The organism is Candidatus Angelobacter sp. (assembly GCA_035643775.1).
Classification (GTDB): Bacteria; Bacteroidota; Bacteroidia; order Flavobacteriales; family Blattabacteriaceae; genus DASQPV01.
Window position 1 is genome coordinate 1 of the sequence record DASQPV010000019.1, and the last position, 1,149, is coordinate 1,149.

Annotated in this window: 1 protein-coding gene; it reads left to right on the forward strand. The window is 64.2% G+C overall.

Features of this window, described 5'->3' with window-relative positions:
- Window positions 1–169 precede the first annotated feature (169 nt).
- On the forward strand, window positions 170–1,111 hold the full coding sequence (locus tag VE128_01820) for a transposase (GenBank protein HZD84258.1): 942 nt from the start codon (window positions 170–172) through the stop codon (window positions 1,109–1,111).
- The last annotated feature ends 38 nt before the right edge of the window (window positions 1,112–1,149 follow it).

The following is a 1,149-nucleotide window of genomic DNA, read 5'->3' on the forward strand; positions in this document are numbered from 1 at the left end:
CCTGGGTCCCTGTGTCTGGGAGGTCTGTCATGATGGGGTGGGCGGGAAGCCGTTGGGTCCTTGGCGCTTGACGCCGTGAGCCGGCTCGGTCTCCCGCCCGTTCCATCTATCAACCTGAACAGTTGCACGAGGCTGCACCAACAGACCTCGCATCACAGGGACAGGCACCGTGATCATAACTCTTCGTTGCGTCGGAATCGACGTCTCCAAACGTCGTCTTGATATTTTCGATGAAGGCATCGGCGTGTCAGAACGCGTCGCCAATGCGCCACATGCCATCGCAGAGCTGGTGGCGCGTTGGCGATGCGATGCGCTGGTCGTCTTTGAGGCCACCGGCGTTTACGACCTCGAGCTTCGTGAGGCGCTGCGTGCGGCCGGCATCCGCTTCGCCCGGATCAATCCTGCCCGGGCTCGCGACTTTGCCCGTGCCAGCGGCCAACTCGCCAAGACCGACCCGATCGATGCGCGGATGCTCGCCGCCTTCGCGCGCGCCATGCGCCCGGCCCCCGAGCAGGTCTCTACGCCGGCCCGCAACGCCTTGGCGCGACTGGCAAAACGGCGGGATCAACTGGTCCTCATGCGAGCCCAGGAGAAGAACCGTCGCAGTGAAGCCGGGGACCGCGCCATGGTCGAACGCATCTGCCGCCTCATCGAAGTCCTCGATCGTGAGGTCACCGAGATCGAGGCTGACATCAGCGCGCTCATCAAGGCCGAACCGGAAATCTCGCGCGATGCACAACTGATGCGCTCGCTGCCCGGTGTCGGCCCCGTGGCCTGCATGCAACTCATCGCACAGATGCCGGAACTCGGACAGATCGGGCCGAAGCAGGCGGCCGCGCTTGCGGGCCTGGCTCCCTTCAACGTCGACAGCGGTGCCTATCGCGGCAAGCGTAAGATCGGCGGCGGCCGTAAGCGGGTCCGTGATGCCCTCTACATGGCCGCCCTCAACGCTGTCCGCCGCGACGATCGCTTCAAGGCCTTCTACGCAAAGCTGCGACAGGCCGGCAAACCGGCAAAGCTCGCCCTCATTGCCGCCGCCAGAAAGCTCTTGACCATCCTCAACGCCATCATGCGCGACAGGAAAGCCTACATGCCAGCTCAACAAACATAACAGTTGCCGGGTCTTCGCTCGCTTGACGCTCGCTCGCC